Origin of the sequence: Serratia sp. JKS000199 (genome assembly GCF_900215455.1) — a bacterium.
Taxonomy (GTDB): domain Bacteria; phylum Pseudomonadota; class Gammaproteobacteria; order Enterobacterales; family Enterobacteriaceae; genus Serratia; species Serratia ureilytica.
The window spans coordinates 2672933-2697226 of the sequence record NZ_LT907843.1 but is presented as its reverse complement, the minus strand read 5'-3'; the positions used below and the strand labels follow the sequence as shown (position 1 = coordinate 2697226).

Below are 24294 nucleotides of genomic sequence, written 5' to 3'. Positions count from 1 at the left end.
GCGGCGGATTTTATCCCACCAACTCTTTGCCGTAATCGAACAGCGCTTTCAGCAGGGCGGTTTTCTCTTTGTCGCCTTCGTGCAGGTTATACAGCGATTCGAGCTGCAGCAGATAGCTCTGCACGCGCTCCGCGCTCAAGGCTTCCTGACGATGTTGCAGCCAGCGGCGCTGCTCGGCGTCGTCCAGCGTATTCGGGTAGTTGCGCGCGCGGAAGCGGAACAGCAGCTCTTTCATGCGGCCGTCGCTGAAGGCCAGATCCAGCGCCGGCAGGTTCTGCGGCTTGGTCTGCTGGATAATCCTCATCGCCGCCTTGTCGGCGTCGCTGAAGAAACCGTCGTACAAGCGGGCGTCGACGTCCTCGGAACCTTTGAACGGCTCGGCTTCGGCGAACAGCGCGACCACTTTCTCGCGCACTTCCGGATGCTGTTTCAGCAGCTGCAGATTTTGCAGGCACGCCTGACGATCGATGCCCAGCCGCTCGGCGTTCTCCGGCAGCAGGGTTTTGGCCGGCGCCAGCACCGGGCATTTGTTGATGTGCACCAGCTTGATCGGCACCGGCGCCTGATCCGGCGCCAGATCGTCGCGGCGGGTGTACAGCCGCTCACGCAGCTGCTCGGCGCTCAGCGTCAACAGCGGCGTCATGTCGCCGGCCAGATCGCACATGATCACCGCGTTCTTGTTGTCCGGGTGCCAGGCCAGCGGCGACACCCAGCTGGTATTGCCGCGCGCCGCGCCGAACATGCCGGAGACGTGCACCAGCGGCGTCATGTCGGCGACGTCGATCAGGGCGTTCAGCTTGTGTTTATTGCGGTGCTGCAACAGGAAATCGAACAGCCGCGGCTGCGCCTGCTTGACCAGCTTGGCCATGGCGATGGTGGCGTAAACGTCCGACATCGCATCGTGAGCCTGCGTGTGCTCGACGCCGTTGGCGCGCGTCAGGTGTTCCAGGCGGAAGCTGGGGAAACCGTCTTCGTTTTCCGGCCAAACTATGCCGTCCGGGCGCAGAGCGTAGCAGGCGCGCATCACATCCAGCAGATCCCAGCGCGAGTTGCCGTTTTGCCAGCTGTAGGCGTAGGGATCGTAGAAGTTGCGATAGAAGATATTGCGGCTCACTTCGTCATCGAAGCGGATGTTGTTGTAACCGAGAATGCAGGTGCCGGCCACGCTGAAGGCCTGATGGATTTGGCGGGTGAATTCGGCTTCGTTAACGCCTTTGGCGCGCGCCACCTGCGGCGTGATGCCGGTGATCATCACCGCCTCCGGCTCCGGCAGGTAATCGTCGGCCGGGGCGCAGTAGATGACCAGCGGCTCTTCGATAATGTTGAAATCCATATCGGTGCGCACGCCGGCGAACTGCGCCGGGCGGTCCAGCGACGGGCTCTTGCCGAAGGTCTCGTAATCGTGAATGTAAAATGTGGCCGTTGCCTTGCTGCTCAAAATCGCGTCTCTTCAGTGGCGGATACAATATGCCTCTATTGTAACGGCGTGGGGAGCGATGCCAAGCGGCGGTTAGCGAAATGCGCGCAATTACGCACGGCGATAATAATTCAGCCGTTGATGAAAGTAGGGGAGCAGGTGGTCGGGGACCTGTTGTTCTGTTTCCGCCTGAGTGGAGGCGATGCCGTAGCGTTCGTTGTAGATCACGCTGATGGCCAGCAAATCGGTTTCTATTTTCTCGCGTTGCGCCTGCGGTAAGCTATCCAGCTTTCGAGCCATCGTTATCTCCCTGTTAACCTTAGGGCATAATAGGATCGTTAGCGGATATTGTCCCTACCCATTCCGGGGGGCAGTCGACGCCTGAGCGCCGGGTTGCGCGCAAGGCGCCTGGCCGTGGCGGGCGGCGAACTCACTCTCTGCGTGATGTGCCTGGAAGCGATCCACGCGTTGATAAAGCGAACAGGCGCCGCCGATCACCGCCACCCAAAACAGGGTGCATAGCAGCAAAACCCCCAACCAGATTTTTTGATTATAGGTCATAAGTCCTCCACGGACGCTAAGAGAAATAACATTGACCGTTAAATTAAATCAGGGGTTACATCAATGGTATTTAAACAGTAGGGATTAATCGTAATCTTGTCCCGACTCTTTTGTTACTAAACCCATGATGGATGTTTCAAAAGATTCCTTAAGATAATATTAAGAAAAGTGTTTAAGGGCGCCGTAATTCTATTTAATAATTGTTTAATTATCCACAGATACAATCTTCCACATTCAATGCCAATGTGGGTGACAATGATGAAAACGCTGCTGTTGACCGGCGCTACCGGCTTTCTCGGTGGTGCGGTTCTTGAAAAATTATTGATTGAAAATCAGTCTATTAATTATCTTTTACTGGTGCGCGCCGACGATGCGCAGCAAGGGCTGGCCCGTATTCGCGCGAATATGGAAAAATTTAATATCGACGCGAATCTGCTGTCTAAAATTACGATAGAAAATATATTGTTGGGCGACCTTTCCGAGCCGGCCGACTTTTTAACTGACGCACGCATTAACAAAGTCACGCACGTTATTAACTGCGCGGCCGTTGCTTCTTTCGGTAATAACCCGCTCATTTGGAAGGTAAACGTAGAAGGCACACTGGCCTTTGCCGAAAGAATGGCGCAGGTGCCGGGATTAAAACGCTTCCTGCACGTCGGTACCGCCATGTCCTGTTCGCCGGAGCCGGGTTCGCTGGTGTCGGAGAGCGGCGAGTTTGAGGAAGACGCCGAGCACCTGGTGGAATATACGCGTTCCAAATCCACCATCGAACAGCTGATGCGCCAGCGCTGCCCGCACATGCCGCTGACCATCGCCCGTCCGTCGATCGTCGTTGGCCACACTCGCTTGGGCTGCCAGCCTTCCAGCAGCATTTTCTGGGTGTTCGGCATGGCGCTGATGCTGCGCAAGTTCATGTGTTCGCTGCAGGACAATATCGATGTGATCCCGGCGGACTACTGTGCGGATGCGTTGGTGATGCTGATGAACAGCGAAACGCTCGAGAACGACGTTTATCATATCTCCGCCGGTGAGGAGAGCAGCGTCAGCTTTGCCGAAATCGACCGCGCCATGGCGGCGGCGCTGGAAAAGGCGCCGGTGGGCGATGAGTATGCGCAGGTGACGTATGACACGCTGGTGAAAATGCGCCGTCAGCTGAAAGACATTTTCGGCCCGTGCAACGAGCGGCTGATGCTCAAAGCGATGCGCCTGTACGGATCGTTCGCCATGCTCAACGTGCGTTTCAGCAACGAGAAAATTCTCAAGCTGGGCATGCCGAAACCGCCGCGCTTCACCGACTACATCGCCGGCTGCGTGCAGTCGACCCGCGGGCTGTCCATTCAGCAGCAGATGGTGGTGGACTTCAAATAACCGCCGGGCGCCCTGGGCGCCCGACGCTGTGGTCCGTTACCAGGACGAAGATGACCAGAAGACGCGGCCGAGCACCACCAGTTGCTCTTTGCGCTGCTGATAGCTGAGATGCTCGTCCTGGTACTCTTCCCGGTTGAGGGAGCGGATGATGACGCCGCCGTCCGGCTGCTCGATAAGCACCTTCACCCGCAGCAAATTGCCGTGGCGGATGGCGTAGGTCTTGCCCTCGCGGATGCGCGTGTCGTCGGTGTTGATGCCGACCACGTCGCCGTCCTGCAGGCGCGGCTCCATGCTGGAGCCGGAGATGCGGATAATGCGCGCGGCGTTGACCGCCACCCCCATCTTGTGCAGATAGTAACGGCGAAAGATCAGCGAAAACTCCTCGCGATCGACGATTTCGTAGCAGCCGTCGCCGGCGGAAAAATCGATATCCAGCAGCGGGATCTCCACAAACTCTTCCTTGTCTTGTTCGGTATCTTCCCATACCACCGGTTTCAAGCGGGCGGGTTGGAAGTCCGACTCCGCCGCCACGTTGTCAAACGGGCGCACCAGCTGCTTTTCATGAAACACGTCGAACCAGCCCTTGGGCAAATTCAGCTTGGCCTCGATCCGCCTGGCCAGATTGTCGCCAAGATTGCGGGAGGATTTCTCCCCGATGATTTGGCTCAGCGTCGGCGCGGAAGACTCAACCAGCGTGGCGAATTCATTCTGGTTGACGCCTTGCCGGGCGTAGCGGGCCATCAATTCGCGCAGATTGTTGCGCCTGATTTCTTTAGTTTCCATCGTGCAATGATCGCACTCTTTAGCAAAAAGGTAAATAACGATTTTGCTAAAAAAAACTTGCGCATGATTTAGCAATTAGCTAAAACAAAAAGGGTGAGCCAAGGGTTCACCCGTGCGGGGCGGTCTGTCATGATGAGGGGCCGCTCAGTGAAATCAAACGAGAGAGGGACTTTACGATGTACAAGATTGATTACAATAGCTACCGATCGGTCGCCAGCTTCGGCCACCGCGTGCGCTTTCTGGTGCTGCACTACACGGCGCAAAACTTCGCCGACTCGGTGAAGTCGTTGACCGGAAAATCGGTCAGCGCGCACTATCTGGTGCCGGATCCGACCGAGGCGACCTATCAGGCGGCCGGCTTCAGCGGCGTGCGCATCTTCAACCTGGTGGACGAGAATGAGCGCGCCTGGCATGCCGGCAGCAGCCAATGGGGCACCCGCAGCAATATCAACGACACCTCGATCGGCATCGAGATCGTCAACCTGGCGAGCGGCGACGGTGGAAACATCACCTTCCCGCCGTTCAATCCGCAGCAGATCGAGGCCGTCACCCAGCTGGCGCAGAACATCCTGCAGCGTTATCCGGACATCTCGCCGGTGAACGTGGTGGCGCACTCGGACATCGCACCGGGCCGCAAGAGCGATCCGGGCCCGCAGTTCCCGTGGCAGCAGCTGTATCAGGCCGGCGTCGGCGCCTGGTATGACGAAGCGACCAAGCAGCAGCGCCAGCAGGAATACTGCAGCCAGGGCCTGCCGGCGCAGGCCGATCTGCTGAAACTGTTCGCCCAATACGGCTACGACACCTCGGCGGCGAACACCGCAGAAGGCTATCGCCAGCTGGTGCGCGCGTTCCAGCTGCACTTCCGTCAGCAGAAGTATGACGGCGTGATGGATGTTGAAACCGCCGCCGTTCTGCGCGCGCTGGTCGACAAGTACGTCGCCTGAGCCTGAAGGTGAATGGGGGACGCCTCATTCGCCTTTTCCTCGCCGGGCTTCCTCCGCTAAAATAGCGGCCTGGCTGGTCTTTATCGGAGGCACTGTGCGCCTCGATCGAAAAATCTCTTCCCTTGAACTGCTGACCTATCGCCACTACCGCATCGTTCACGGCGTGCGCATCGGGCTGGCGTTTATCCTGACCTTTCTGCTGATCCGCCTGCTGGCGGTGCCCGAAGGCACCTGGCCGCTGATCACCCTGGTGGTGGTGATGGGGCCGATCTCGTTTTGGGGCAACGTGCTGCAGCGGGCGCTGCAACGCATTGCCGGCACGGTGTTCGGCGCGGCTTCCGGCCTGATCGCCCTGTATCTGGAGCTCTATTCGCTGCCGCTGATGCTGGTTTGGTGCGGCGTGGTGATGTTCGTCTGCGGTTACCTGACGCTCGGCAAACGGCCGTATATGGCGCTGCTGGTGGGGATCACGCTGGCGGTAGTGTGCGGCGCGGGCGCCGGCGACATGCACACCGCGCTGTGGCGCAGCGGCGACGTGATCTTCGGCTCGCTGTTGGCGCTGCTGTTCACCAGCATCTACCCGCAGCGCGCCTACATTCTGTGGCGCATGCAAATGGCGGACTGCCTGCAAACCGCCGCCCGCCTCTACGGCGCGTATTTTTCGCCGAACGTTATCGAGCGGCCGCGGCTGGAGCCGCAGCTCAAGGATCTGTTGAATCAGGTGGTGAAGCTGCGCAGCCTGATCGTGCCCGCCAGCAAGGAAACTCGCATCCCCAAAGCGGTGTTCGAAGCGGTGCAAACCCTCAGCCGCAATCTGGTGTGCACGCTGGAGCTGATGGCCGATGCTTACTGGGCCTCGCGCGAAACGCACTTCATCATGCTGAACGCCCGCACGCTGCGCAGCACCCAGCTGCTGACGCTGAGCTCGCTGGAGTCGCTGGCGGTGCTGATGCGCGAAGGGCCGCAGGCGCAGCGCCAGGCGGCGGCGGGGCAGCTGGCGGAAATCGCCGGCGAGCTGAAAACGCTGATGCAGGAAGTCAGCGTCGGCCAACACGGCGAAGCGCCGATTTACGGCTACGTTTGGCTCAGCATGGAGCTGGCGCTGCAGTTGGAAGAGTTGGGGGATTTGTTCCAGGTTTGCACCGCCGCCGGGCGCGAATAAGGGGTCAGATCATGAAGGCGGCGCTTTGGGTTTTGGCCGCCGGGGCAAAGTGGGTAAGATAAGCCAATCACTGTTGTGCCGGACCGCCACAAACCTGTATCTTGGTGCCATGTGGCCGTAAGCAAATGAATCTGTGTATTACTAAAGCAAGGGTATAAAGATGGATAATGCAAATAAGCCGAGTTTCCAGGACGTGCTGGAGTTTGTGCGTATGTTCCGCCGCAAAAACAAACTGCAACGCGAGATCGTCGACAACGAAAAGAAAATTCGTGATAACCAGAAGCGCGTGCTGCTGCTCGACAACCTGAGTGAGTACATCAAGCCCGGCATGAGCATTGAAGACATTCAGGGTATCATCGCCAACATGCGCAGCGACTACGAAGATCGCGTTGATGACTACATCATCAAAAATGCCGATCTGTCCAAAGAGCGCCGCGAGCTGTCCAAAAAGCTGAAAGCGATGGGCGAAGTGAAGTAACCCGCTTTATCGGGCCGGGCGCGATGCCTGGCCCGCATTCCTGCCAATCATCTTCTTCCCGCCGTTTCGATCATCTCCCGATCCTCACCGATCCTGTAAATGGGATCGCGATCCGCATTTGTAGCATTTTTAGCCGCAATGTTAACGAACTGTGATTTTGCTCAAACAATTCTTTTTGCAGCTTTGGTTATATGTCGCTCTATGTTCACGTTGTCATTTTGAGTTTACTGAGTGTTTCATGATTAATTTATTGAAATTTATCATTTTATAACGTTATTTGTTTTTTGTTAGATAAAAATGACAACGTCAACATTAAGAGAATTCAAGCGTTTAACGAGTGTATTGGAGGAAGAGATGAGCCAGTTGCCGGAAAAAATGCGCGCGGTCGTTTGCCACGGCCCGCAGGACTATCGTTTCGAACAGGTGCCCACGCCGCTGCCGAAGGCACGCGAGCTGGTGATCAAGGTGGAAGGCTGCGGCATCTGCGCCGGCGACTGCAAGTGCAAGAACGGCGCGCAGATGTTTTGGGGGGAGAACCCGTGGGTCAAACCGCCGGTGGTGCCGGGGCATGAGTTCTACGGCCGCATCGCCGCGCTGGGCGAGGGCGCGGAAGGCAAATACCGGATCGGCGAGCGGGTGATCGCCGAGCAGATCGTGCCGTGCTGGGAGTGCCGCTACTGCAAATCCGGCAGCTACTGGATGTGTGAGACGCATAACATTTACGGCTTCCAGAAAGACGTGGCGGAGGGCGGCATGGCGGAGTACATGCGTTTTTCCGAGAACGCCATCGTGCACAAGATCCCGGAAAGCCTGAGCCATGAAGACGCGGTACTGATTGAGCCGATGGCCTGCGCCATCCACACTGTGGCGCGCGGCGACATCCAACTGGACGACGTGGTGGTGCTGGCCGGCGCCGGGCCGCTCGGGCTGTGCATGGTGCAGGTGGCGCGCCTGAAAACGCCGAAGAAACTGATCGTGATCGACGCCATCGACGAGCGACTGACGCTGGCGAAGGAATTCGGCGCCGACGTGGTGATCAACCCGCTGAAGGAAGACGCCGACCAGATCGTCAAATCGCTGACCGGCGGCTACGGCTGCGACGTCTACATCGAGGCCACCGGCGCGCCGATCGGCGTCACCCAAGGATTGCAGATGATCCGCAAGCTGGGCCGCTTCGTGGAGTTCAGCGTGTTCGGCAAGGAAACCACCGTCGATTGGTCCATCATCGGCGATCGCAAGGAGCTGGACATTCGCGGCGCGCACCTGGCGCCCTACAGCTATGAAATCGCCATCGATCTGTTCGAGCGCGGGCTGGTGACTTCCAACGGCGTGGTCACCCACAGCTATTCATTGAACGACTGGGACGAAGCCTTCGCCCTGGCGGACTCGACCGACTCCATCAAGGTGATCCTGGTTCCCTGACCCTCCCGCCATACCGCTGTTGCAGTCACGACCGCCGGCCCGTCCGCAATGGGGGGGCCGACCGGTCGGCCAAACGTAAAGACATGCTGTTGCTCTGATAACCACAACAAGAAGCTTCCCTACAGGAGAATTGGCTATGTTTTCATTATTCAAAAAGACCCTGCCTTTTATCGTCGCCGGTGGAATGTTGGCGGCCAGCCATGGGGCGCTGGCCAAGCAAATCACTATCGGTATGTCGTTCCAGGAAATGAACAACGACTACTTCGTCACCATGAAGCAGGCGCTGGATCAGGCGGCGGCGGATATCGGCGCCAAGGTGTACGTGGCCGATGCGCGCCATGACGTCGCCAAACAGATCGGCGACGTGGAAGACATGCTGCAGAAGAAGGTGGATATCCTGCTGATCAACCCGACCGACTCGGTGGGGGTGCAGTCGGCGGTGATCTCCGCCCATAAGGCGGGCGTGGTGGTGGTGGCGATCGACGCGCAGGCGGAAGGGCCGCTGGATTCGTTCGTCGGCTCGGAAAACTACGACGCCGGCTTCCAGGCGGGCGAGTACCTGGCGAAAGCGCTGGGCGGCAAAGGCAAGGTGGCGATCCTCGACGGCATCCCGGTGGTGCCGATCCTGGAGCGCGTGCGCGGCTTTGAAGCGGCGATGAAGAAATACCCCGACATCAAGATCGTCACCAAGCAAAACGGCAAGCAGGAGCGCGACACCGCGCTGACCGTGACCGAAAACATGCTGCAGTCGGCGCCGGATCTGGCAGGCATCTTCAGCGTCAACGACGTCGGCGCGCTCGGCGCCCTGGCGGCGATCGAAAGCAACGGCGCCAAGGTCAAGCTGGTGAGTGTCGACGGCCAGCCGGAAGCCATCAAAGAGATCCTCAAGCCGAACTCGCCGTTCATCGCCACCTCGGCGCAGTTCCCGCGCGACCAGCTGCGCATCGCGCTCGGCATTGCGCTGGCCCGCTACTGGGGTGCCACGGTGCCGAAAACCGTGCCGGTCAAAGTGAAGCTGATCGACCGCAGCAATGCGGCCGGCTTTAGCTGGTAACAGCGGCCGGGTTCGCCCCGCTGCGGCGGGGCGTTCGGCGCGGAGGGCAATGCGGTGACACCTTTACTGGAACTGAAACGAATAAAAAAGAGCTTTCCCGGCGTGAAGGCGCTGGACGGCATCGATCTGGCCATTCAACGCGGCGAAGTGCACGCCCTGCTGGGCGAAAACGGCGCCGGCAAATCGACGCTGGTGAAAATCATGTGCGGCATCTATCAGCCGGACGAGGGCGATATTTTTATCGACGGCGAGCAGCGCCGCTTTAACAACTATCGCCAGGCGATCGAGGCAGGGGTCGGCATTATTTTTCAGGAATTCTCGTTGATTCCCTACATGAGCGCCATCGACAACATCTTCCTCAACCGGGAGATCAGGAACCGCTGGGGCCTGCTGGATCGCCGGGCGATGCGGCGCAAGGCCGAGGCGATCTTCAAGCGGCTGACGGTGGCTATCGATCTCGATTGCCCGGTGGAGCAACTGAGCGTGGCGCAGCAGCAGTTCGTTGAGATCGCCAAGGCGCTGTCGCTGGAGGCGCGGGTGCTGGTGCTGGATGAACCGACCGCCACGCTGACGCCGGGCGAGGCCGAACACCTGTTCAGCGTGATGAACGATCTGCGGCTGCTGGGCGTCGGCATGGTGTTCATCTCGCACCACCTGGACGAGATCTTCACCATCTGCGATCGCATTACCGTGCTGCGCGACGGCGCCTACATCGAAACGCTGGCCACCGGCGACACCAACGTGGAAGAGCTGGTGCGGCTGATGGTCGGGCGCAAAATCGAGAACGCCTTCCCGGTGAAACAGCACCCGGTCGATACCGCGACGGTGCTGCTGGAGGCGGAGATCCAGCGCGAGAAGCACGGCGCGACCGACCGTTTCCGGCTGCACAAGGGCGAGATCCTCGGCTTCGCCGGGCTGGTGGGCTCCGGGCGCACCGAGACCGTCTCGGCGCTGATCGGCGCCAGCCGCTGCCACCGTAAACGCGTCCGCCTCGGCGGCCAACCGGCGGCGCTGCGCTCCCCGGCGCAGGCGCTGGCGCAGGGTATCGGCCTGCTGCCGGAGAGCCGCAAAACCGAGGGCCTGGTGCTGCCGTTCTCGGTGGCGCAGAACATCACCCTCAACCGGCACCACCGGCGCGGCAAGATCTTCGTCAGCGCCCGCAAAGATCGCGACGTGGTGCAGCGGCTGATCCGCGCCGTGGGCGTGAAAACCCCGGATGCCGAGACCGCCGTCAGCACCCTGAGCGGCGGCAACCAGCAGAAGGTGGTGATCGCCCGCTGGCTCAACAATGACTGCAACATCCTGATCTTCGACGAGCCGACGCGCGGCATCGACGTGGGCGCCAAGGCCGAGATCTACCAGCTGATGCAGCAACTGACCCAGCAGGGCATCTCCATCATCATGATTTCCTCCGAACTGCCGGAGATCATCGGCGTGTGCGACCGCGTGCTGGTGTTTCGCGGCGGCCACATCGTCGCCGAGCTGACCGGCGACGACATCGAATCCAACCACATCATGCTTCACGCGACCGGGAGTGCCTTATGATCGGAATTGAACAACCCGCCGTGGCGCGCCGCGCCGCCGGCCCCAGCCTCGGCAAGCGCTGGGAAAAACTGCTGCATCACCCTGCGGTCTTGCCGTTTATCGGCTTCGTTGTCCTGTTCGTGCTGATGAGCCTGCTGAACGACAGCTTCCTCAGCGTCAACAACCTGACCAACGTGGCGCGCCAGGTGTCTATCAACGCCATCATCGCGGTGGGCATGACCTGCGCCATCCTGACCGGCGGCATCGATCTCTCGGTGGGGCCGGTGATGGCGCTGGCCGGTTCGGTCGCCGCCGGGCTGATGCTGGCGGCGGTGCCCATCCCGCTGGCGATGGTGGCGGCGCTGGCGGTTGGCGCGCTGTTCGGCCTGGCCAATGGCGCCTGCATTGCCTACCTGCGCATGCCGCCGATCATCGTCACCCTGGCGTCGATGGGCATCGCCCGCGGCCTGGCGCTGCTCTATACCGGCGGCTACCCGATCTCCGGCCTGCCCGACGTCTTCTCCTTCTTTGGCCGCGGCACGCTGCTCGGCATCCAGGTGCCGATCCTGATCATGCTCGGCGTGTACCTGCTGGCCTGGCTGATGCTCAACCAGCTGCCGTTCGGCCGCTACGTCTATGCCATGGGCGGCAACGAAGAGGCGGCGCGCCTGAGCGGCATCCGCGTGCCGCGCTACAAGATGCTGGTGTACGTGATCAGCGGCCTGACCGCCGCGCTGGCCGGGCTGGTGCTGACCTCGCGCCTGATGAGCGGGCAGCCCAACGCCGGCGAAGGCTTCGAGCTGGACGCTATCGCTGCCGTAGTGCTGGGCGGGGCGGCGATCTCCGGCGGGCGCGGCGCCATCGTCGGCACGCTGGTGGGGGCGATGATGCTCGGGGTGCTCAACAACGGCCTCAATCTGATGAACGTATCGCCGTATATCCAGAACGTGGTGAAAGGCGGCATCATCCTGGCCGCCATCTACCTCAGCTCCGTGCGGCGCAAATAGGAGGCGCGATGTCAGTCTTTCTTGGCATAGACGTCGGCGGCACGGTGATCAAGGCCGGGCTGTACCGGGCAAGCGGTGAAGAGCTGGCAGTCGCCGAGCGCGACGGCGCGGCGATTGCCGCCCAGCCGGGCTTTAGCGAACGCAATATGGACGCGCTGTGGGATGACGTTTGCACGGCGATCCGCCAGACGCTGCACGCGGCGGGGCTGGCGGCCGGGCAGGTGCGCGGCGTCAGCTTTTCGGCGCACGGCAAAGGGCTGTACGCCATCGACCGCCATGGCAAACCGGTCGGCAACGGCATCCTCTCTTCGGACAACCGCGCAGCGGCCACGGCGGCTGAGCTGCGCCGCGCCGGGGTGGACGCGCAGACCTACCCGCGCAGCCTGCAGCCGCTGTGGCCCAGCCACCCGGCGCTGCTGCTGCGCTGGCTGAAGCAGCGGCAACCGGCGCAGTACGCCGCCGTCGATCGCATCCTGATGGCGCACGACTACCTGCGCTTTCGCCTCACCGGCGAGGCGGCGGCCGAAGTGACCAACATCTCCGGCAGCAACCTGTTTAACCAGCGCAGCGGCGCTTACGATCCGGCGCTGATGGCGGCTTTCGGCATCGAAGAGGCGCAGGAGAAGACCGCGCCAACGATCGGCTCGGCGCAGCTGGCCGGGCGGGTGACGGCCGCGGCGGCGGCGCAGTGCGGCCTGCGAACGGGCACCGCGGTGTACGGCGGCCTGTTCGACGTGGTGGGCGCGGCGCTCAGCTCCGGCGTGGCCGACGATCGCACGCTCAGCGCGGTGGCGGGCACCTGGTCGATCGCCACCTGCGTGACCGAGCGCATCATTCCTGCCGATTACCCCTACGCCTGGGGGCGCTACTGCATCGACGGCCGCTATTTCGTGCACGAAGGCAGCCCGACCTCGGCCGGCAACCTGGCCTGGTTCCTGCGCCAGTTCTGCGCCGACGACCGGCAGCGCTACGCCCAGTTCAACGCCTGGGTGGCTGAGCGCCGCGAGCAGCCGAGCGGGCTGCTGTTCCTGCCTTATCTGTATGGCTCCAACCTCGGCGGCAACACGCCGGGCGGGCTGATCGGCCTGAGCGCCCACCACGAGATGGCGGACGTGGTGCAGGCGATCTATCAGGGCATCGTGTTCTCGCACCTGATCCATCAGGAGCGCATGGTGCAGCTGAACCCGCGCATCGAACGGGTGCGCATGACCGGCGGGCCGACGCAGTCTGAGGTCTGGATGCAGATGTACGCCGACGCTGGCAACCTGCCGCTTGAGGTGGTGGAAACCCGCCAAGGCGGCTGCCGCGCCGCCGCCCTGTGCGCCGCCGTCGGCGCCGGGGAGTACGCCGGGTTCACAGAGGCGATCGCCGCCGCGCCGCCCAAACTGCGCTGTTATTATCCCGCGACCGCCGCCCACCGGCGCCTGCGCGCCCAGCAGGCGCGCTATCTGGCGGTCGCTCAGGCTTTGAGTGAGGTGACTGATGCAAACGACTAACGCCGCCTGTCTGGGGCTGTATGAAAAGGCGCTGCCCGCCGATCTGAGCTGGCCGCAGCGGCTGGCCACCGCCGCCGAGCTGGGCTTTGAATTTGTGGAGATGTCTATAGACGAACAGCCGGCGCGCCAGCAACGGCTGGACTGGGATCGCCGCCAGCGGCTGGCGTTTATCCAGGCGCGGCTCGACAGCGGGGTGACGGTGCCGAGCCTGTGCCTGTCGGCGCACCGGCGCGATCCGTTCGGCAGCCATGATGCCGCCATCCGCGAACGGGCGCGGGTGCTGATGAGCAAGGCGCTGGAACTGGCGACGGATCTCGGCATCCGTAACATCCAGCTGGCGGGTTACGACGTCTATTACGAACCTGCCGATCGCCACAGCCGCGAACGCTTTATCGAGGGCATGCAGTGGGCGGCGGCGCAGGCCGCCAGGGCGCAGGTGATGCTGTCGGTGGAGGTGATGGACACGCCGTTCATCAACAGCATCAGCAAATGGCGCGACATCGCCCGCCACGTCAACAGCCCGTGGTTCACGGTATATCCCGATCTCGGCAACCTCAGCGCCTGGGGCAACGACGTTGCCGCCGAGCTGGCGCTGGGCATCGGCAGTATCACTGCCGTGCACCTCAAAGACACCGTTGCGGTGGGGCCGGGCAGCGCCGGGCAATTCCGCGACGTGCCGTTCGGCGAGGGCTGCGTGGACTTCGCCCACGCCTTTTCCGTGCTCAACGCGCTCGGCTATCGCGGCCCCTACCTGCTGGAGATGTGGGCGCGCGAAGACGGGCAGGACAAGCAACGCATCGCCCAGGCCAAGGCCTGGATCGAACAACAGATGATTGAGGGAGGCATCGCATGCTGAACGAACTCAAGCGGCAGGTGCTGGCGGCCAACCTCAGCCTGCCGGCATACGGGCTGGTGACCTTTACCTGGGGCAACGTCTCGGCGATCGACCGCCAGAGCGGGCTGGTGGTGATCAAGCCTTCGGGCATCGCCTACGAGGCGATGACGCTGGAGGATTTGGTGGTGGTGGATCTGGAGGGCAAGGTGCGCGAAGGGCACCGCAAGCCCTCATCCGACACCGCCACCCACCTGGCGCTGTACCGCGCCTTCGCCGATATCGGCGGCGTGGTGCACACCCACAGCCGCAACGCCACCATCTGGGCGCAGGCCGGGCAGCCGATCCCGGCGCTGGGCACCACCCACGCCGACTACTTTTACGGCGACATTCCCTGCACCCGGCCGATGAGCGAGGCGGAGATCGCCGGCGATTACGAGGGGGAAACCGGCAAGGTGATTATCGAGACCTTCAATCAGGCGGGGCGCGATCCGCAGCAGGTGCCGGGGGTGCTGGTTTACTCCCACGGCCCGTTCGCCTGGGGCAAGGACGCGGCGGATGCGGTGCACAATGCGGTGGTGCTGGAAGAGGTGGCGATCATGGCGATGGCGACGCGCCAGCTGGCGCCGGCCATCGCCCCGATGCAGCCGGAGCTATTGGACAAACATTTTCTGCGCAAGCACGGCAAACACGCCTACTACGGGCAATAGCGCCCGTCAGCGATTCAACAGCGAGCCGGTGAAGAACTCTCTGCGCACCGGCAACTCGCCGCGCGGGCTGTGAATGGCGCTGAACAGCAGCTCCGCGGCGATCTCCCCCAGTTTCTGCGTATCGTGATACACCCCCGGAATGTGCAGGCCGTAAGCGCCGGCGCGCGGCGGCTCGTCTATCGAAAAGAACTTCACCTGCTGATAGAGCCCCATCTCGTGGCAGATGGCGATGGCGCCCAGCGTGATGATACCGTTCAGGCCGATGATGTAATCCGGGCGGTTCTCCGGCTGCGCCAGATAGGCGCGCACCTCGCTCTCTTGCGAGGTGAAATCGTAGTCGCCGTTGATGATATGAATCTCACGCCCGCTGCCCTGCAAGGCCGCGACGATGCCGGCGGTGCGCGTTAAGGTAATTTCCGAATCCGCCGGGCCGCCGATAATCAGCAGCTTCTGCTCCGGCTGCTCCGCCAGATAACGCCCGGCCAGCACGCCGATCTCGCGGTTATCGAGGAACACGCCGCTCAGCTGCTGATCGTAAAGATCGCGGTCGATAAGGATCAGCGGCACGCCGTACACCTCGGCCAGCTCGAGATAGGCGGGGCGGTAGCGCTTGTCGTCACGCACCGCCGACAGCAGAATGCCGCGCGCCTTATAGCCGAACAGCGCCTGAATGGCGCGCATTTCCGCCTCTTCGCTGCCGTCGGTGTCGAACAGCATGATCTGGTAGCCCTGCTGGCGCGCAATGCGCGACACGGTCTTGATCAGGCCGGAATAGAACGGGTTATACATGCTGCTGGTGACGATGCCGATAATCTGGCTGCTGCTGCTTTTCAGCCCCTGCGCGAACGCGTTGGGCACATAGTTCAACTCTTTGGCGATGGCGTGAATGCGCTCGCGGGTTTCCGGCTTGACCAGCTCGGGCTTATTGAAGGCGCGGGAAACGGTGATATTGGTCACCCTGGCGCGGCGGGCGATATCCACGATAGTGGCATTGGGATTGGCTTTCGACACCGTCTTTCCTTGCGTTATGCCTCAACAGATCCCTTATTGTAGGGAAAGGGCGGGAGCGGTGCTAGGGGGGAGGTGGGGGGAGATTTATTTGAGGGAGGGGAAAATAATAAAATATAAAAATAGTTAATAATAAATTTCGTTGATTAGTGTTTTTTTAATTATTTCGAGTGACAGATTTTCATTTCCGGAAAGTGCGATAAGGTGTGTTTTACGGGGGAAGGCTGGTATGGCAGGCGACTTTCTACCAGGAGCGGACATTGCAAAAATTCTATTTGCATTAATCTGTGGAGAGCAGATCAATAACCTGTTTAGACATTCCTTAACCTCAGAGTAAACTAGATGAACAATATGTTTCAATTGCATATCGGCAGCCAATAGCAAGCGCTAAGGGAGTGTTCATGTTCAGTCAGGTTGACATCAATAGTTTCGGTAGTTTTGCGGACCTCAGTTGGAGAAAGAGCCTTAAGGATGCAGGTAACAACGTCCAGAATTTCAAGAGGCTCAACATCCTCTACGGACGGAACTACTCCGGTAAGACAACACTCTCGCGGATTTTCCGCGCTTTGGAAACGGGGCGCATTCCACACAACTACGTGGACCCAAATTTCACTATTCGTGGTGACAAAGGTGATGTGACACAAGTAGACCTTGCCGGTCATGGCTACGATGTTCGAGTCTACAACCGAGATTTTGTGAGCGATAACCTAAGCTTCTTGGTCAATCAAACCGACGGCGAGATCAAGACGTTTGCTATTGTTGGTGAAAAGAATAAAGAAATCGAAGATACCATTACCGCAATCCAAACTAAGCTAGGCAGTGTTGAATCGAAGGTGGGCCTCCGGCATGAACTTGAAGCTAAAAAGAAAGAGCGAGATCGAACGAAAGACAATCATAAAACTGCGTCTGATGCTCTAGAGGGCAAACTTCGTTTTCATGCCAACAATAAGATTAAACAGAATCGCATCTACGGCCCAGCTGTCTACAACATAGAAAGCATCAAAAAAGACATTGGCTCAGTCAAAAAAACTAGCTTCATAGCTCTGACAACCGAAGAACAAGCAGCCAAGGTCAATCTCTTGAAGCAAGAGGCTCTACCTGATATTACCGATACCGTATCGATAAACCTCAACATCGAATCAATAAGCAAGGTAGCTGAAGAACTCCTTTCAAGATTGATTAAGCCAACCCTGCCAATTCAGGAGTTGTTGAATGAGACGGCTCTTCAGATGTGGGTGAAGGAAGGCATACCGCTACACAAAGGTAAGCGGGACACTTGCGCATTCTGCCGTCAGAATCTCCCTCATGACCTCTGGCAGGTATTAGACTCTCACTTCAGTAAGGAATCCTCGGATCTGGAGTCGTGTATCGATTCATGCCTGACTTCCATCACCACCGAAATCCAAGCCATTCCTAACTTCTTGACTTTGACTGGTGATAAGTTCTATGCAGAAGAAAAAGTTTTATTTGAAGCGAGCAAGATAGCACTTACTGATCACCTGAAAGGCTACATGCAGGATCTCAGAGCTCTGAAGGCTGCATTGGATAAGAGAAAGAACTCTATTTTTCAGCAGGTTGCCATACCTGTCTACATTCATGATTCGACAGCAATTCAGCAATACGTGGGCGACATCAATGATCTGATCGCCAAAAACAATGGCCGCACAATTTCGTTAGAGAACGATAAAAACACTGCACGAGAATCTCTACGGCTTACCGATGTGGCATCTTTTATCGGAGACATCACCTACGACACTGAATTAGCCCGTATTGCCAGTCTCAAAAAAGATGCTGATACTGCCAAAATTGTATTTACCGAGGCTGAAGCCGAAATTCTCGAACAAGAAACCGAAGTGGCCCGTCTACAGGGCCAGCAGAAGGATGAACGCAAGGGCGCGGAGCGAGTGAATGACTTGCTCAATCACTTCTTTGGCCATGACGGCATCACGCTTGAAGCCAAAGACAATATTGAGAATACTTCGGTTAAGTTTGAAGTTACCAGAGATGGCAAATCTGCCTACAACTTGAGCGAAGGCGAATGCAGTCTGATTGCTTTCTGCTACTTCATAGCCAAGCTGGAAGAGCCAGATAGCAAGGGTAAAGATCTGATCATTTATATAGATGACCCAATTTCCAGCCTAGACGGGAATCACATCTTCTTCATGTTCAGCTTGATTGAAAGCCTGATTGCGAAACCCATCAAGAATGCAGATGGAACAAACAGCTATCGCTACAAGCAGCTTTTTATATCCACCCACAACCTAGATTTCTTGAAGTATCTAAAGAAAATATCACTTCCTAATGAGAAGAATCACGGTGGATGCCAACATTTCATCGTGGAGAGAAACGGAGGGGCAAGTCAGATTTCCCTGATGCCTTCGTATCTGCGAGACTACATCACAGAATTCAACTACCTGTTTCATCAGATCTACAAATGCCGCAATCAAGGTGGAGCGAATGAATCTCATGAGCCATTTTATGGATTTGGTAACAACCTCCGTAAGTTCCTTGAGGCATTTTTATTCTTTAAGTTCCCGCATCAAGATGACAAGAATGATGCCTTTGAGCGGATCAAGAAATTCTTTGGCGAAGAGGATCCGACTGCAATAGCTCTTGTGAATAGACTTAATAACGAGTTTTCACATCTCGAATCGATTCCTGATCGTGGATTTAAACCTGTTGAGATTCCAGAAATTTCCAAGGTGGCAAACTACGTGTTAGACAAGATTTATACGGCAGATCCGCATCAATACAATGCACTATTGAAGAGCATCGGTGAACCACCCAGGACACCTTAGTAAAAAGGGCAAAAAGAGTTTTTTTACGGTGAAAGAGGCGCTATTTGGATCAGGAATGCGCCTCTCAAGTATGCCGGTAGAGTACTCACTAATATGAAAAATCGGAACTCTCAAAAAGAGTATGGTACTAAAACAGTTATGAATACTAAACGTCCGCTCTTCTCTCGAAGCTGTCCCTAACACTGTCGAGCAAAGCAACAAACCAGCGCCAGCAGCGCTGCAGCGATGGAGGTGAGGGGCTCTCATTGGGTGAAAACAACAATCCCCGCTTAAGAGCGAACGGACCAACAACGCAGGCGATACTCCCCACGATCGACTACCGGTAACAGCACTGTTAATTTGGCAGCGACTTTTCACCCCCAACCTCCCGCCACAACCCCGGCAATAGCGCCAACGTCTCATCAATCAGCGCGCGCCGGTCATTACCCGGCTTCCAGATGGTCACCATGGTTTGGCTGATCCCCTGGCTGCCCACTTCGGTGCGCAGCATGTTGACGTTTTTCCACCGTTCGGCATGCATGTGCGTCGGCAAGAATCCCCAGCCGCAGCCCTGTTCGAGCAGGGCGCGCAGCATCTCCAGCTCGTTGGTAAATATTGTATGCCCTGAAATTTGCAGGCGGCGCGCCACCGGTTCGTCAGAATCCGGGTGCATGATCACCTGCGGCGCGAGCGAGAGCTCCAGCAGCGAGAGCGGCTGTTCCGCGCCGGGGAAAAGCGTTTTGGCGGCGTAAAAATCCATCTCTATCGCCCCTAAGGCGCGCCACTCCATGGTGTCGCCCACGCTGCGGTTGCGCGCCTGGCAGATGCCCAGATCGGCCTGGCCGTTTGCCAGCAGCCTTTCCGCTTCTTCGCGCGAGGCGTTAATCAGGCTCAGGCGCGTGTTGCGCTGAGCCATGGCGGCAATCAGCGCCTGCAGCAGCGCGCGGGGCGTAAAGGGATCGTAGACCAGCGAGATTTCCTGCGCCGCGCTCTTCGGCACGTCTTTGGCAAACGCCTCAAACGCTTTCACCTGGCGCATAAGCAGGTGCGCCTGGCGCTGCAACTGTTCGCCTTCCGGCGTCAGGTGCAGGCTGCGCCCCTCGCGCAGGAACAGCGCATAGCCCAAGCCATCCTCGAGAAAATCAATCAAATCGCGCAGCGTCGTGCGGTCTTTGCCCAGCTTGAGCGCGGCTTTCGCCAGGCTGCCGTGCTCGGCCACGGCGGTGAAGGCTTCCAGTTGGGCAAAGGAATAAATCAGGCTCGGCACGCGGTTCCCCCGTCGATTTTGCGGGGGATTTTCCCCCATTAGGCGTTTTTTATTATAGGCCGCGTTTTTTTAAGCTGAACGCCTTCCTGAGCTAAGCGAGAAAAATATGAAAAGCAAAGTGTTTAACCGCAGGCTGCTGGCGGGCGTTGTCATCAGTCTCTGCAGCGGCCTGTTGGCGCCCGCCGCCCTGGCCGCCTGTGCGGGCACCGAACTCAGCGCCTGTCCCGCGCCTTTCGATGCGCAATTGCCGGACACGCACAAGATGCTCACCTGGAGCCAGAGCGACCGGGTGATCGGTTTTCGTAACGACTACCGCAACTATGCCGGGGATGTGTTTCATCACGGCAACGCCGCGCCGCTGCTGGCTGCCGCTAAACCGCTAACGGACGCCAGTTATCGGGTGAATGGCAAGACCTACCACCTGCAGGATTACCTGCAGCGCCAGAACGTCAGTGGCATGCTGGTATTGAAAGACGGCAAAATCGCTTGGAAATATCTGGGGGAGGGTAATACCGACGCTACCCTGTGGACGTCGCGCTCGGTGGGCAAATCCGTGGTCGCCACGCTGGTGGGCGTGGCGATTAAACAGGGCAAAATCCACTCGCTCGACGATCTCATCACGCAATACGAACCCGATCTGAAAGGTACCGCGTGGGACGGTGTGACCCTCAGGCAGCTGATCACCCACACCTCCGGCGTGGCGTGGAATGAGGATTACACCAACCCGAAATCGGACTTCGCGCAGCTGACCGAGTGTGAGGCCAGGCCCGGCGCCTATGCCTGCGTGCGCAAACTGGTGGCCGGTTTGCAGCGTGCGCATCCGGCCGGGCAGAACTGGTCTTACTCCTCCGGCGGCGCTTGGCTGCTGGGCGACGTGCTGGAGCGCGCCACCGGCATGCCGCTGGCGGCCTATCTGCAGCAAAGCATCTGGCAGCCGTACGGCATGGCGAGCGACGGCGTGTGGCATGCTTACGCCAAAGGCCAGCACGACGTGGGCGCGCACGGCTTCAACGCCACGCTGGAAGACTGGGGGCGCTTCGGCGAATTCATTCTGCATAACGGGAAGCTGCCGAACGGCAAACAGATCTTGCCGGAAGATTGGGTAGCCCAGTCGTCCAACTGGACGCGGGCGGCAGGCTCGGTGTCGGCGGCACACCCTAACGGCATCTACGGCTACCAATGGTGGAACAACGAAGTACCGGTGAATGCGACCAACGTAGAACCTGTCCCGCAGGCCTCCCTCAAGCATTCCCTGTGGGCGCTGGGGATCTTCGGCCAGATGATTATGGTCAATCAGGCGGAGAATCTGGTGATCGTCCAGTGGTCTACCTGGCCGCAGGCGGAGCCTTCTTTCAGCGCACAACCGCTGGAGGCCTCGCTGATGTTTAGCGCCATAGCGAAGGAGTTGCGTTAACGTCGGCTGGGCAAGCAGGGGTGGATGGCGGTTGCCATTCAACCCCTGTTTCTGTCCTTAACGTTATCAATCTTTGCCATACCAGGATTTAAAATACTTCAGGAAACTGTAGGCCACGGCATAAAACCCAGTGACGGCGCCGACTTTGCCTTCCTTCCATGCCCCGCTCAGTATGTACCATTTAAAAAATGCGCCGATCGCGCTAACGACGCCACGAAATATTGAGGGCCTAATGTCTCTGTATTTTACTACCCTTGTCGTATAGCTATTGAGCTTATTGAGTATTTCATGGAGAGAATAAAAAGTATCGTGCTTAACATTGCCGGGAATGACCGACGTCTGAATATAGCCTTCAGCGGCATCATCTACCGGAGCATCATTGAACCTGACCTGTGTTCTATTGAACAGTCGAACGGGGTAGTCCGGTGAGGAGATGGGATAAATCGTTCTGACTGGCTGTCCGAGTACAAACCAATTCCTTTTTATTCTATAGGCTTGCTGTGGTGGCGGGTTTGCCTGTGATTTGAATGTTAAAATGGACGCTATGGTTTCCGCATCAAGGATTTCGTCGCTGTCCAGGCACAGTACCCAATCATGGTGAGATTGAGAAATCGCAAAGTTCATTTGCCGTCCATGCGTTTCGAAACGATGGTAAATAGGGTTTATTCCAAAGCTTTGGCAAATAGACAGCGTTTTATCCGTACTGCCGGAGTCAACCACAATCCACTCGTCCGCAATGCCCATGAGTGGAGAAAGCACCTCGTGCAATAAACGAGAGGAGTTAAAGGTCAGTATACAAACAGCTATCTTTGCCATTAACTAACATCCTTAAAAATCGCTGATCAGGTGAGCGCGTGATGTTTTCTCTGGAATGGAAATTGCGATTCTCTTCTTATCCCTTATCAACCTCGGAAAATGCCTAACCCCGCCGATCAAACCGATAAACCAGCGCCAGCGCCAACGCCAGGAGCAACAGGGGCGGAGCGAGGGCGGTGAAGGGCGCGTTGAGGGCGAACAGCAACCCCAGATTGAGGACGATCTGGTAAGCGATGTAGGTCAGCAGCCCAATGATGACGCCGAGCGCTAATCGGCTGCCCATGCCGGGCGCACGTGGGGCGGTGAAGGTAAACGGGATGGCCAGCAAAATCATCGCCAGCACCAGCAGAGGCTGGCCGAGTTTTTTCCACAGCGCCAGGCGGTATTCGGTGCTGGGTTGCCCAGAGCCCTGCAGATAATCGATATAGCGATCCAGCTGTTGGAGCGAGAAACTGCCCGCCGGCAGGGTCAGCTCTTTCAGGCTCGGCACCGCGAACAGCGAGCGCCAGAGCAGGCTGTCTTGCCGCGCAATCGTCTCCTTTCTGCCTTGCCAGCTTTTCTGCATCACGTTATGCAGCAGCCAGTTGCCGTCGGCGGCGGTGCTGGCGCTGTCGGCGTAAATGTAAGATTCCAGCGCGCGGTTGGCCTGATAACGGAAGATCTCTATGCCGTGGGGCTGGTCGTTCTCATCGACGGTTTTGACCGTCACAAACTCGTTGCCGCGCCGCGCCCACAGCGGGTTAACGGTGACGTCGTTACTGTTCGACTGCGCCAGCGCGTTGTTTTTCATCTGCAGCGCGCGTTGTTGCAGCGGCGAGGCGGCCCATTCATCGAGGGCGCCGAGCGAGAGGTTCATCAGCAGCCCGGCGGCGAGCATCACCAGCGCGATGCGGAATATCGACATCCCGGCGGAACGGATCGCCGTCAGCTCCAGGCTTTTAGACAGCTGCCCCAGCCCGACGATGCCGCCGAGCAGCGCAATAAACGGCCCCAGATCGACCAGGCTGCGCGGCAGCGTCATCACGGTCACCAGCAGCGCCTGCTGCCAGCGGTAGCCGCCCGGAGTGACGTCCTCCAGCTCGTTGATCAGCGTAAAGGTGGTGAACAGCGGGATGAGCAGCCCGGCCGCGGCGGCGAAGCCGATGAACACGTTGCGGATCAGGTAACGGCCAAAAATAGTCATCGGGAGGGTTTCCGCAGCAGAGATAGGTCGCGCGCCAGCAGCAGGGCGATGCCGACAGCCATCGCCAGCGGCACCAGCCAAACGCCGGGGATCGTCGGCAGAGAGCCGTTGGCCACCAGCGTGCGGCAAATGTTGCCGCCATAGAAAATTACGGTAAACAGCACCGTCAGGGGCAGCAGCGCGGCGTAGCGCCCCTGCCGCGGCTTGATGCGGCTAAAGGGGATCGCCAGCAGCACCATCAGCACGGTGGTCAGCCCGCGGCTCTCGCGCCATTGCAGTTCGGCGGCATCGCCCGGATCGGCGGAGCGCGCCAGCTCCGCCGGCGAGGCCGACTTGTGCCGGCTCTCGGCGCTGAGCACGAACGGTTTGAGCGCGATATCAAAGTTGTCGTAATTCTGCCCGTTGTCGTCAGCGCCCTCACGATCCAGCACATAGGCGGTGCCGGTTTTCAGCCGCACGGCGGGGCTGGCGGGGGAGGCGTCGAGCACCTCCACCGACTGCGCGCGATACAGGTTGGTGTGATGGCCGCCGCGCACATAAATCAGGGCATCGGTCAAATGATTGGCCGTTTTGTCGACGTGATTGGCGAGGATCATGCGGCCGTTGCCGCTGACGTTGAATTTGTCGGCCTGCAGGTGGCTCACGTCCAGCACCGACTGCGACTGTTGTTGCAGCTGATAAATATTGGCGTACGCCCAGGGCCTGCCATACAGCGACAGCAGCGTGACCGCTATCGCCAGCGGCACCGCGAGCAGCAGCACCGCCTTGTACAGCCGCAACGGGCTGGCGCCGGCGGCCAGCATGGCGGTGATCTCCGCATCGCTGTACATCTGGCTCAGCGCCACCGCCACCGAGACATACAGCGCGACGGGCAATATCATCTCCAGCGCAATCAGCGACTTATAGAAAACTACGTCGGCCACCACCCGCAGCGCCAGCGTGCCGTTGGCGGCGTCGGTCAGGTAGCGCTGGGCGGAGTAGCTGGCGAACATGAAGATCAGAAACCCGGCGATCATCATCACCAGGCGGCGGATCTCAACCGTGATATAGCGTTCAATCAAAGGCATGCGT

22 protein-coding genes are annotated in these 24294 nt (G+C 59.0%); 13 read left to right on the top strand and 9 right to left on the bottom strand.

What is annotated here, in order from left to right; genetic code table 11:
• Positions 1–10: 10 nt before the first annotated feature.
• The 3 genes from sbcB to CPH57_RS12865 all read right to left on the bottom strand — a co-directional run bounded on the left by sbcB (position 11) and on the right by CPH57_RS12865 (position 1978).
• A complete protein-coding gene (gene sbcB / locus CPH57_RS12875; protein ID WP_033643788.1) occupies positions 11–1438 on the bottom strand; it encodes an exodeoxyribonuclease I in 1428 nt (475 codons plus the stop codon).
• Positions 1439–1528: 90 nt separating this feature from the next.
• Complete coding sequence (locus tag CPH57_RS12870; protein ID WP_033643787.1) at positions 1529–1717, bottom strand: DNA polymerase III subunit theta; 189 nt, start codon at positions 1715–1717, stop codon at positions 1529–1531.
• Between the two features lie 54 nt (positions 1718–1771).
• Positions 1772–1978 carry a hypothetical protein gene (locus tag CPH57_RS12865; RefSeq protein ID WP_033643786.1) on the bottom strand — a complete coding sequence of 69 codons (207 nt, stop codon included), beginning with the start codon at positions 1976–1978 and terminating at the stop codon, positions 1772–1774.
• Between the two features lie 258 nt (positions 1979–2236).
• Between CPH57_RS12865 and CPH57_RS12860 the strand changes: the two genes are divergently transcribed.
• Positions 2237–3346 carry an SDR family oxidoreductase gene (locus CPH57_RS12860; protein ID WP_096242845.1) on the top strand — a complete coding sequence of 370 codons (1110 nt, stop codon included), beginning with the start codon at positions 2237–2239 and terminating at the stop codon, positions 3344–3346.
• A 36-nt stretch (positions 3347–3382) separates the two neighbouring features.
• On the opposite strand, the gene CPH57_RS12855 is transcribed toward CPH57_RS12860, so the two are convergent.
• Positions 3383–4129 (bottom strand): helix-turn-helix transcriptional regulator, encoded by a 747-nt coding sequence (locus CPH57_RS12855; protein ID WP_033643785.1) that lies wholly within the window; start codon positions 4127–4129, stop codon positions 3383–3385.
• Positions 4130–4305: 176 nt separating this feature from the next.
• Between CPH57_RS12855 and CPH57_RS12850 the strand changes: the two genes are divergently transcribed.
• The 10 genes from CPH57_RS12850 to araD all read left to right on the top strand — a co-directional run bounded on the left by CPH57_RS12850 (position 4306) and on the right by araD (position 14758).
• The gene (locus CPH57_RS12850) at positions 4306–5073 is read left to right on the top strand and encodes an N-acetylmuramoyl-L-alanine amidase (protein WP_033651900.1); all 768 of its coding nucleotides are present in this window, start codon (positions 4306–4308) and stop codon (positions 5071–5073) included.
• A 94-nt stretch (positions 5074–5167) separates the two neighbouring features.
• Positions 5168–6235: an FUSC family protein gene (locus CPH57_RS12845; RefSeq protein WP_096242433.1), complete on the top strand. Its 1068-nt coding sequence runs from the start codon at positions 5168–5170 to the stop codon at positions 6233–6235.
• A gap of 160 nt (positions 6236–6395) precedes the next feature.
• Positions 6396–6713, top strand: coding sequence for a PTS system regulator TmaR (tmaR, locus tag CPH57_RS12840; RefSeq protein WP_004935612.1), 318 nt, complete (start codon positions 6396–6398; stop codon positions 6711–6713).
• Between the two features lie 354 nt (positions 6714–7067).
• Positions 7068–8135, top strand: coding sequence for an alcohol dehydrogenase catalytic domain-containing protein (locus tag CPH57_RS12835; RefSeq protein ID WP_069100301.1), 1068 nt, complete (start codon positions 7068–7070; stop codon positions 8133–8135).
• A 136-nt stretch (positions 8136–8271) separates the two neighbouring features.
• Positions 8272–9189: an ABC transporter substrate-binding protein gene (locus CPH57_RS12830; RefSeq protein WP_096242432.1), complete on the top strand. Its 918-nt coding sequence runs from the start codon at positions 8272–8274 to the stop codon at positions 9187–9189.
• Positions 9190–9243: 54 nt separating this feature from the next.
• Positions 9244–10734: a sugar ABC transporter ATP-binding protein gene (locus CPH57_RS12825; protein WP_096242431.1), complete on the top strand. Its 1491-nt coding sequence runs from the start codon at positions 9244–9246 to the stop codon at positions 10732–10734.
• The gene (locus CPH57_RS12820; protein ID WP_096242430.1) at positions 10731–11720 is read left to right on the top strand and encodes an ABC transporter permease; all 990 of its coding nucleotides are present in this window, start codon (positions 10731–10733) and stop codon (positions 11718–11720) included. Before CPH57_RS12825 ends, CPH57_RS12820 begins: the two co-directional genes overlap by 4 nt.
• An 8-nt stretch (positions 11721–11728) precedes the next feature.
• Positions 11729–13216 (top strand): FGGY-family carbohydrate kinase, encoded by a 1488-nt coding sequence (locus CPH57_RS12815; protein WP_096242429.1) that lies wholly within the window; start codon positions 11729–11731, stop codon positions 13214–13216.
• Positions 13203–14072, top strand: a complete 870-nt coding sequence (locus CPH57_RS12810; protein ID WP_096242428.1) for an L-ribulose-5-phosphate 3-epimerase — start codon at positions 13203–13205, stop codon at positions 14070–14072. Before CPH57_RS12815 ends, CPH57_RS12810 begins: the two co-directional genes overlap by 14 nt.
• Complete coding sequence (gene araD, locus CPH57_RS12805; RefSeq protein WP_033632583.1) at positions 14066–14758, top strand: L-ribulose-5-phosphate 4-epimerase; 693 nt, start codon at positions 14066–14068, stop codon at positions 14756–14758. Before CPH57_RS12810 ends, araD begins: the two co-directional genes overlap by 7 nt.
• Before the next feature lie 6 nt (positions 14759–14764).
• On the opposite strand, the gene CPH57_RS12800 is transcribed toward araD, so the two are convergent.
• Positions 14765–15769: a LacI family DNA-binding transcriptional regulator gene (locus CPH57_RS12800; RefSeq protein ID WP_021505897.1), complete on the bottom strand. Its 1005-nt coding sequence runs from the start codon at positions 15767–15769 to the stop codon at positions 14765–14767.
• 398 nt (positions 15770–16167) lie between these two features.
• On the opposite strand from CPH57_RS12800, the gene CPH57_RS12795 reads away from it, so the two are divergent.
• Positions 16168–18564: an AAA family ATPase gene (locus CPH57_RS12795; protein ID WP_172428008.1), complete on the top strand. Its 2397-nt coding sequence runs from the start codon at positions 16168–16170 to the stop codon at positions 18562–18564.
• A 334-nt stretch (positions 18565–18898) separates the two neighbouring features.
• On the opposite strand, the gene CPH57_RS12790 is transcribed toward CPH57_RS12795, so the two are convergent.
• Complete coding sequence (locus CPH57_RS12790; RefSeq protein WP_096242426.1) at positions 18899–19810, bottom strand: LysR family transcriptional regulator; 912 nt, start codon at positions 19808–19810, stop codon at positions 18899–18901.
• A gap of 106 nt (positions 19811–19916) precedes the next feature.
• On the opposite strand from CPH57_RS12790, the gene CPH57_RS12785 reads away from it, so the two are divergent.
• Positions 19917–21224, top strand: coding sequence for a serine hydrolase (locus CPH57_RS12785; protein WP_096242425.1), 1308 nt, complete (start codon positions 19917–19919; stop codon positions 21222–21224).
• Positions 21225–21290: 66 nt separating this feature from the next.
• Here CPH57_RS12785 and CPH57_RS12780 read toward each other — a convergent pair whose 3' ends face one another.
• From CPH57_RS12780 to lptF, 3 genes are all read right to left on the bottom strand, one after another.
• Positions 21291–22040 carry a glycosyltransferase family 2 protein gene (locus CPH57_RS12780; protein ID WP_096242424.1) on the bottom strand — a complete coding sequence of 250 codons (750 nt, stop codon included), beginning with the start codon at positions 22038–22040 and terminating at the stop codon, positions 21291–21293.
• 103 nt (positions 22041–22143) lie between these two features.
• The gene (lptG, locus tag CPH57_RS12775) at positions 22144–23223 is read right to left on the bottom strand and encodes an LPS export ABC transporter permease LptG (protein WP_096242423.1); all 1080 of its coding nucleotides are present in this window, start codon (positions 23221–23223) and stop codon (positions 22144–22146) included.
• Positions 23220–24290, bottom strand: a complete 1071-nt coding sequence (gene lptF / locus CPH57_RS12770; RefSeq protein WP_096242422.1) for an LPS export ABC transporter permease LptF — start codon at positions 24288–24290, stop codon at positions 23220–23222. Before lptF ends, lptG begins: the two co-directional genes overlap by 4 nt.
• Positions 24291–24294 lie beyond the last annotated feature (4 nt).